This window comes from Lactobacillus sp. ESL0228 (assembly GCF_003692825.1).
Lineage (GTDB): Bacteria > Bacillota > Bacilli > Lactobacillales > Lactobacillaceae > Lactobacillus.
On record NZ_REHJ01000001.1, the window covers coordinates 55025 to 61817 of the forward strand.

The 6793-nt window shown below is 34.6% G+C and carries 4 protein-coding genes; 2 read left to right on the forward strand and 2 right to left on the reverse strand.

Features of this window, described 5'->3' with window-relative positions; all coding sequences use genetic code 11:
• Positions 1-14 precede the first annotated feature (14 nt).
• Positions 15-1025 carry a D-2-hydroxyacid dehydrogenase gene (locus F5ESL0228_RS00260; RefSeq protein ID WP_122022479.1) on the reverse strand — a complete coding sequence of 337 codons (1011 nt, stop codon included), beginning with the start codon at positions 1023-1025 and terminating at the stop codon, positions 15-17.
• 288 nt (positions 1026-1313) lie between these two features.
• Between F5ESL0228_RS00260 and F5ESL0228_RS00265 the strand changes: the two genes are divergently transcribed.
• Positions 1314-2141, forward strand: a complete 828-nt coding sequence (locus F5ESL0228_RS00265; RefSeq protein WP_122022480.1) for an exodeoxyribonuclease III — start codon at positions 1314-1316, stop codon at positions 2139-2141.
• Between the two features lie 85 nt (positions 2142-2226).
• Positions 2227-5064, forward strand: a complete 2838-nt coding sequence (locus F5ESL0228_RS00270; RefSeq protein ID WP_122022481.1) for a DEAD/DEAH box helicase — start codon at positions 2227-2229, stop codon at positions 5062-5064.
• Between the two features lie 49 nt (positions 5065-5113).
• On the opposite strand, the gene F5ESL0228_RS00275 is transcribed toward F5ESL0228_RS00270, so the two are convergent.
• A complete protein-coding gene (locus F5ESL0228_RS00275; protein ID WP_122022482.1) occupies positions 5114-6250 on the reverse strand; it encodes a serine hydrolase in 1137 nt (378 codons plus the stop codon).
• Between the last annotated feature and the right edge of the window lie 543 nt (positions 6251-6793).

The window sequence follows — 6793 nt, forward strand, 5'->3', positions numbered from 1 at the left end:
AATAAGTTGAAAGATTAAAATTCTTTGGTTAAGTCAACTGGAGTATCAGGTTTTTCGCCTTTAATCAGCTTTAAGTTATTATCAAAAGAATTAATAACCATGTTACGAACAGCATGAGTAGTGTAAAAGGCAGTATGAGGAGTTACCAAGACATTTGGACGAGCGATTAAGTCAGCCAAGCGTTTATCTGGCAATTCTTTAGTACTGAAATCGTTGTTAAAGATCCCAACTTCATTTTCATAAGTATCCATTACGAAACCAAAGATTTTACCAGAGTCTAATCCGCGAACAATTGCATCAGTATCAACTAATGGTCCTCTAGAAACATTGACAATAACAACATCATCTTTCATTTTCTTAATAGAATCATCATTAATCATGTGGATGTTTTCTGGAACGTCAGGCACATGTAATGAAATAACATCGGCTTGTGCGTAGAGGTCATCTAAATTATCAACATAGTAGCCTTTCTTTTCCAATTCTGGATTTTTAAAGATATCATAAGCGATAACTTTAGCACCGAATCCTTCCATTATTTTCATAAATACTTGTCCGATATGACCAGTACCAATAACTCCGACTGTTTGATCACGTACTTCACGGCCAATAGTAGGTGCCCAACGAAAATCATGTTTTGCAATTTTTTCGTCCATAGCTTTGTCTTGACGTAAGACTCTGGCAGCTTGAATGGCTGCATGTTCTGCAATCGCATCAGGAGAATAAACCGGAACATTTGTTAACTTGAAACCTAATTCTTTAGCTTTCTTCAAGTCAATATTATCAATACCAACGTTACGAATAGACCAGTTATGGATTCCTAATTTGTCAAGAGCTTCAATTGTATCTGCTTTATAGTCTAATTGTTGATAGGTAACAACACCATCAGCACCTTTAGCTAATTCTGCAGTTTCTGGAGTTAATAGTTGGTCAGTGAAATCAACATCAATTTCAGGATGGGCATCTTTCCATTCGTGTACAAAGGGCTCCTCATCCTTACGAATTGCGTAAGCATAAATTTTAGTCATAAAATCTAACCTCCATAGATAATAATTATTATTGTCTCTTGTGCTATTATACACTTGTAAAATCGGATTTGAAAAGCATTAATTGTGAATTTGTTTACTTTTATAAAATCCATCAAATTAAGTAATCGCTTACAATTGTTTTATACAAGATTACTAGATAAATAAACAAATAACAATATTTTTGAATTGTGGTAGTGAAAAAGTGAACATCTTTTTGCATGAGTGTTAATGTATAAGACATTTGTAAAAACCGCTATAATAAAAAATAACAAATAAAAGGAGAAAAAAATGATTTTAATTTCATGGAATATTGATTCACTTAATGCAGCTTTAACCGGTACGTCTTCAAGGGCAGAAGAGACACGTCAAGTGCTAAAGGCGATTCGTAATCAGAAGGCTGATGTTATTGCAATTCAGGAGACAAAATTGCGGGCAACTGGACCGACAAAGAAACATCTCGATATTTTGACAACAGAATTTCCGCAATATGATTTAGTTTGGCGTTCAGCAGAAGAACCAGCCCGTAAAAGTTATGCTGGAACAATGTTTTTGTATAAAAAGGATCTAAATCCAGTGGTTTCGTTCCCAGTTATTGGAGCTCCCGAACCAATGGATAATGAAGGTAGAATTATTACGTTAGAATTCCCCAACTATTTTGTTACGCAAGTTTATACACCTAACTCTGGCAGTGGTTTGAAGCGACTAGATGAGCGCCAAATTTGGGATGATCGCTATCGTAAATATTTAGCTAAATTGGATCAGCAAAAGCCAGTACTGGCTAGTGGAGACTATAACTGTGCACACGAAGAAATAGATCTTAAACATCCTGATAACAATCATCATTCAGCTGGTTTTACCGATGAAGAACGGATTGGTTTTTCTAAGTTGCTTCAAGCTGGGTTTACTGATACGTTTAGAAAAGTTAATGGTAACATTGAAGGAGTTTATTCTTGGTGGGCGCAAAGAATTAAGACGGCTAAAATTAATAATTCAGGTTGGAGAATTGATTATTGGTTAACTAGTAATCGAATTGCTAACTTGGTAAAACGTTCAGAAATGATGGCGACTGGGGCGCGTGCTGATCATTGCCCAATTTTGTTAGAGATTACTATATAATTTGGTGGTAATTATGACGGAGAAATCCAAAATAGTTGGGTTTCTTTTTCTTTTATGTAAAATTTATTTTGAGGTGATAAATAAAATGAATAATCCATTACAGGATGCAATTCTTAACGGCTTATACGATTCAGCTTATCCTGGACATGAATTGTTAAATCCTAAACTATTACAAAACACCCCAAATGATAAGATATGGCTAACTTTGCGTTCGGAATTGCTACATTGTCGTAGTTTTACTTGGGCGGTTGCATTTATTACACAAGATATGCTGGTACCATTTAAAGCTATCATGGCTGATTTGGCATGTGAAAATATTTCGGGAACTTTAATTACTGGAGATTATTTAGCTTTTAATAATCCTCAAGTTTTCCGAGAATTGTTAAAAATTAAGAATTTAACTGTCAAAATTGCTCAAAAAGATTTTCATGCTAAGGGATATTTCTTTGAACATGAAAGTTGGCAAACAATTGTAATTGGTAGTGCTAATTTCACTAGATCAGCCATGTTGAGTAATTATGAATGGGCTTTAAAACTCAGTTCTAAGAATAACGCAGCTTTGACCAAACAGATTGCTGACGAAGTTAAAGAATTATGTAAAAATAGTTACCCATTAACTACTAGGTGGGTGGAGAATTATGAACGGAATTGGAAAAAGCCGACAGTTCCTTTAAATGAATCATCCCACTCTGACAATTCTATTGAGCCAAATCAAATGCAGAAAGATGCACTAGAAGAATTGCGGAATTTGATTAAAAGTGGTCAAAAACGCGGACTCATTGTGTCGGCAACAGGAACAGGAAAAACTTATCTTGGAGCTTTTGCAGTAAAAGCTTTTAAGCCACGCAAATTTTTGTATGTGGTTCATCGAGAGCAGATTGCTCAAAAGGCTTTAGCAAGTTTTTATCAAATAATAGGTGGCGATTATCGTGATTTTGGTTTGTTAACTGGGCACAAGCAACAATTAGAGTGCCGGTATATATTTGCAACCATACAAACGTTAAGTCGACCAGAAATGTTAGCTAAACTTGATGATAATGAGTTTGATTATATTTTAATTGATGAAGCTCATCGGGCTGCTGCTCCGAGCTATCAACGGATTCTTGCTAAATTTAAACCGCAATTTTGGTTGGGAATGACAGCTACACCAGAGCGAATGGATGATAAAGATGTTTATCAACTTTTTGATTATAATTTAGCGTATGAAATTCGTCTACGTGGGGCCCTTGAAGAGAAAATGCTGACACCATTTCATTATGTTGGTGTTGCTGATTATGAACAAGATGGTGAAACCATTAATGAAACTGCTAATCTTAGCCGATTACTTGCACCTAAGCGAGTTACTTATATATTAGACCAACTTAATTATTACGGTTATTGTGGTGATAGTGCCAAAGGACTAGTATTTTGTAGCCGTCAGGACGAGGCTCGAGAATTAGCACGAATTTTTTCCGAAAAAAAGCATCCAGCAATTGCCCTAACTAATACTGATAACGAAACACGACGTGCAGAAGTAGTTAAGAAGTTGGAGCAGGGAGAAATCGAATATATCATTACAGTTGATCTTTTTAATGAAGGAATTGATATTCCGGCGCTGAACCAAATTGTGATGTTGCGGAATACACAGTCTAGTATTGTTTTCATTCAACAGTTAGGTCGAGGATTGCGCAAATATCCTGGCAAAGATTATGTTACGGTAATTGATTTTATCGGTAACTATAAAAATAACTATTTAATACCCATTGCTTTAAATCAAGATTTTAGTCGAGATCGGGATAAGATTCGTAAAGAGAGTACACTACCAGGACTAATTGATGTTTCAACTATTAATTTCAGCCAAATTGCTTCTAATAAAATTTTGGAATCACTTGATAAAATTAAGCTTGATAGTATTAAAGAATTGCGGCAATCTTATCAACAATTGAAGGAAAAGATTGGACGTCCACCACTATTGTTAGACTTCTATCGATATGGTTCTACTTCCCCAATTGTTTTTGCTAATAATCATCAATTGGCAAATTATGGTTCCTTTTTAACTAAAATGGGTGAGTCCATTATATTGAATAGGTCAGAAAATGCGATTTTATCTTTTGTAACTAAAGAATTGTTAAATGGTAAAAGACCACATGAATTGTTATTGCTACAAGAGCTTCTTGAAAGACGGCAAATTAGTCAAGTTGAATTTGAACAGTCTTTAAGTCGAAATGGCGCATATGTCAATGAGGCGGTTTTAAACTCGGTAATGGCAATTTTATCATTAACTTTTTTTGATATTAAGCAGGGTAAGACTACTAAAAAAGTATTGTATGGCGGCCAAGCATTGATTGAACAACCGGATTTATTTTCATACGCACTTACACCCAAGCTGCAACAACAATTGCACGAAAACTTAACTTTTAAAAAACTGTTTAAGGATGCAATTGATACAGGATTGGCGTTAAGCAAAAGTTATAATCCAGAACAGCAGTTTACCCTTTACCAGCAATACGATCGTAAAGATGTTTGCCGTTTGTTAAATTGGTCTAAAGATGTGTCAGCACCGATGTATGGTTATCGAGTTGATAAAGATGAAACACCAATATTTATTACTTATAAAAATGATGCAGCACATAAAAGAAGTGCACTCTATAATAATACATTAGAAAATGGCCGTAGCTTGAGGTGGTATACAAGAACTCCGAGGCATTTAGATTCAGCGGAAGTAAATCGTTTGCTTAATACTTCAAAAATGAAATTACATTTATTTGTTAAAAGCAGTAATGCAGTTGGCAAACAATTTTTCTATTTGGGACAAGTCGACATTCAAAGAGATACTATTAAAGAAGAACTGCTTGGACCAAAAAAGAAACCAGTTGTTGGGATGGATTTAGTACTAAGACAACCACTACCCATTAAAATGTATGAATTGCTCTTTGGCGAATAAAAAGAAGCTCTAAATGAAGAGCTTCTTTTTTGTTATAATTTGTTTTATTTTATCTCGAAACAAAGGTATTCGGCTTAATATGCTGCAAAATTTCATAGCCGACATCTTTTTGATCATTTTTATTATCATTGGTTTGATTTAAGAACATAACAATACCGTTTTGATTGTCACTTGTTAGTTGAACCCAAGTGCCAAAGTGCATTGCATTAAAACTGCCATAAGCTAACTTAAGCGAATCGTTATTTTGCAAATACATGCCGCCTGAATAATCGCTTACTTTACTCTTTAAATGAGTTAGATAATAGAAGTCATCCTTACTAAGAATGGTACCATCGGTTAAACCAACTTGAATTTTGTAGTATTCATCAGGAGAGGTAAACAAGTTACCTGCTCCCGGAATTTGCGAAGCCAGCGATCGTTTAATATAGGCCGAATTTTGATAATTCTTACTACCGTTAGAAAAGTAAGAAATGGGATCGGTTTTGTCATTAGGAATATTCTGGTATAAATATGTATTTTGTAAGTTTAACTTATCAATAATTCTTTTTTGTAAATTAGCTTCGTATGATTGACCAGTTACTTGCCTGATTATTCCAGTAAGTAGAATATAATTGCTATTATTGTAGTGGTAACTACCGGTCGAATCTAAGGTAGATGAATTAATATTATTGACCACCCAATTTACTGCTCCAGCTTCGGAATAATTGCGACCACGATTAATTTCTGTACCGGTAGCTGTAATTCCTGATGTATGAGTAAGTAAATTTCCCACTGAAATTTGATTAGCGTTTTTCAAATTGGGATACCAACGAGAAATCTTAGTGTACTGCGAAAATGCTTTATTAGTATTACTGGTTTCGTTAATTAGCTGCACAATCATGGCGCCAGTAATTACTTTTTGTAAAGAAGCGGTTGGATAAACAACATTGCTATCGCCATTACCAATTCGCTTGCCATACCATGCATAACCATAACTAATTGTCTGGGGGATGCCGTTTTTAATAACGGTTACAGTTCCCCGCACATTGTGCTTTTTTAAAGTGTTTCTGACAAAATTGTACATTTCCATGTTGTTACTATTAGTTGCTGAAGTTGTTGCTGCTTTAACTTCTCTTACTTCTGCAGGTGTTAGAATAGAAGCTCCGAGAAGGGCTGCAGCAGATAACGTTAAAAATTTGTGTTTCAAAATATAGATTTTCTCCCTTGAAGTATTATTTGTATTATAAAACGTTAACAGTAACAAAGATATGCGAAAAAGGTTAAGATTATTTAACAATTATATTTTTATATTGCAGTAAATGTAATAGTCATTGTTAGATTGCTTATAACCACTTTAAATATCGGACAAATCTTCTCTAAAGGTTGTAATAACAAGCTTTTTACAAAGTAAGCAAAAAAATAATAAAAAAAGCTTGCAAAAGAAGAAAAAGGTTGCTAATATAAATAACTGTCGTCGGGCGAAAGTCAAAGAGACAGAAGCGAAGAGGACAAAAAACATTTGAAAGAAAAGCTTGACAAAGGAAAGCTGATTTAGTAAGATGATAAACGTTGCTGCTTGAAAGAGCAGAGAGCGGACAGAAAAAAGTTCTTGACAAAGAGAACAAGATCTGATAAATTATAAAAGCGCTCCTAGCAAAGGAGCGCAGGTAGTACCTTGAAAACTGAACAATGTTTTCGCAAAAGTGTGCGGGTATAAAAACCCAAACAAAAGAGCGAAGTCAATTTCGCA

Excerpts from the sequence above, each read along its gene's own strand:
- F5ESL0228_RS00265 (WP_122022480.1), top strand. The coding sequence starts at position 1,314 with ATGATTTTAATTTCATGGAATATTGATTCACTTAATGCAGCTTTAACC.
- F5ESL0228_RS00270 (WP_122022481.1), top strand. The coding sequence starts at position 2,227 with ATGAATAATCCATTACAGGATGCAATTCTTAACGGCTTATACGATTCA.
- F5ESL0228_RS00260 (WP_122022479.1), bottom strand. The coding sequence starts at position 1,025 with ATGACTAAAATTTATGCTTACGCAATTCGTAAGGATGAGGAGCCCTTT.